Here is a 1,397-nt window from a genome sequence, read left to right as displayed (position 1 = left end):
CTCAGCTTTGCACGTTAGCGTCAGCTGTTGAGTGAACGAAGAGGTGGTCAATCTCTTCCATGAGGACATCAACGCCTCGGTCATCGTTGTCCCGAACCCACGAGAGAAGGTTGTACACGGCTTCTTTCAGAGAATGTTCAAGGTTCGCTCGAAGCGATGACGCTTTCGAGCGAACCGTCCCCAAGGCGCTCGAATCGGGATCAAGACGAACGAGACTGTAGGCGGCCATGAGAAGGTGCCAGTGGCGACTGGCACCTTCGTCGGTCTGCATCTCGCAGTCTCCCAAGCCGAGATCCTGCTTCGAGTCCTCGAAGAACGTCTCGATGCGCCACCGCATTCCGTAGGAGCGAATCACGTGTTCGGTCGGTGCGTCGATCTTGTTCGTAGCGAGATACTTGACCGGATTCTCTTCGTCTTCGTCGGTCTCTTTCTCGGCGACAACCAGCTTCACGTCTCCCAGCTGGGAGACGGGAAGCTTCTTCGTCCAGATGTGGTAGGTCTCGTCCTCGATATTGCGCTCAACCGTGTCGATGCGCTCTTGCAGCGCATCGACGCGGATTTCTTCTCCACCGTAGGTCACCTGTCGATTGCTCCGGAGCGGGCCGATCCAGTCCTTGCCGTAGGATTCGATGAGTTCAGGAAGGCCAGAATCGTGGGCAAACCACGAGTCGAAGAGGTAGGTGTCCGCAGGAACACCTACCTCTTCTTCGAGTTCGGTAACGATCTCGCGGGCGAGATCGTACTTGGTGTCATGGTCTTGGTCGTCCTCATCTTGCTTTTCGTAGAGGCGAAAGGTGAGCGGATAGGCGGTTTTGTCGTCAGCGTAGAAAGCGTAGATGAGATCTTGCCCCCAGACAGTGTCACCTTCGGCGTGATCGTAGAAGTGGCCGACGCCGGGGACTTCGTCCCCGGCTTTCTCGGTGATCGTGTCGTCGAGGATAATGTAGCCATCCTTTGACCAGCGTGTTTCACCGTGTTTCTGGAGTTCTTCAAGGCGTTCGTGGTTGAACTGCTGTTCGTCCCAGTCGTACTCGGTGAGGAACTTGTTGAGAGCGCGTTTGCTGTTGGCTGGAAGGACTTCGCGTGCGATGCCCGCCACGGTCTTGTTGCTGGCCGCAACAAGACCTGTGGCGTAGGTTTTGGCGTGATGACGTTGTGCTGGAGACAGCGACTCGAACTCGTCGAACGCACGCGTACACGACAAGAAGTCCGTAATCGGCATCATCCGTCTTTGCCACCGCCTACGTCACGCTCCTACTTCAACGTGCAAAGCTGAGGAGGTCGTAAGTTACGTCGGACTAAACCCGATAATCCGCGAGTCTGGCGACTCGCGGTTTGAGGGGAGCATCTCGAAGCGAGGATCAGGACGCGTCCGGTGGCTGCTCGTTCAAGCGTCA

Annotated in this window: 1 protein-coding gene and 1 pseudogene; one reads left to right on the top strand and one right to left on the bottom strand. The window is 56.5% G+C overall.

The features are described from left to right. Nucleotide 1 precedes the first annotated feature (1 nt). The gene (locus ACERI1_RS18775; protein WP_373619998.1) at nt 2–1,225 is read right to left on the bottom strand and encodes an IS701 family transposase; all 1,224 of its coding nucleotides are present in this window, start codon (nt 1,223–1,225) and stop codon (nt 2–4) included. Between the two features lie 43 nt (nt 1,226–1,268). Here ACERI1_RS18775 and ACERI1_RS18770 point away from each other — a divergent pair. Beyond that, nucleotides 1,269–1,397, top strand: a pseudogene (locus tag ACERI1_RS18770) (transposase); the annotation flags it as partial.

The organism is Natrinema sp. HArc-T2 (assembly GCF_041821085.1).
Classification (GTDB): Archaea; Halobacteriota; Halobacteria; order Halobacteriales; family Natrialbaceae; genus Natrinema.
Note: the sequence above shows the minus strand (reverse complement) of the source record. Positions and strands in the feature narration are given on the sequence as shown.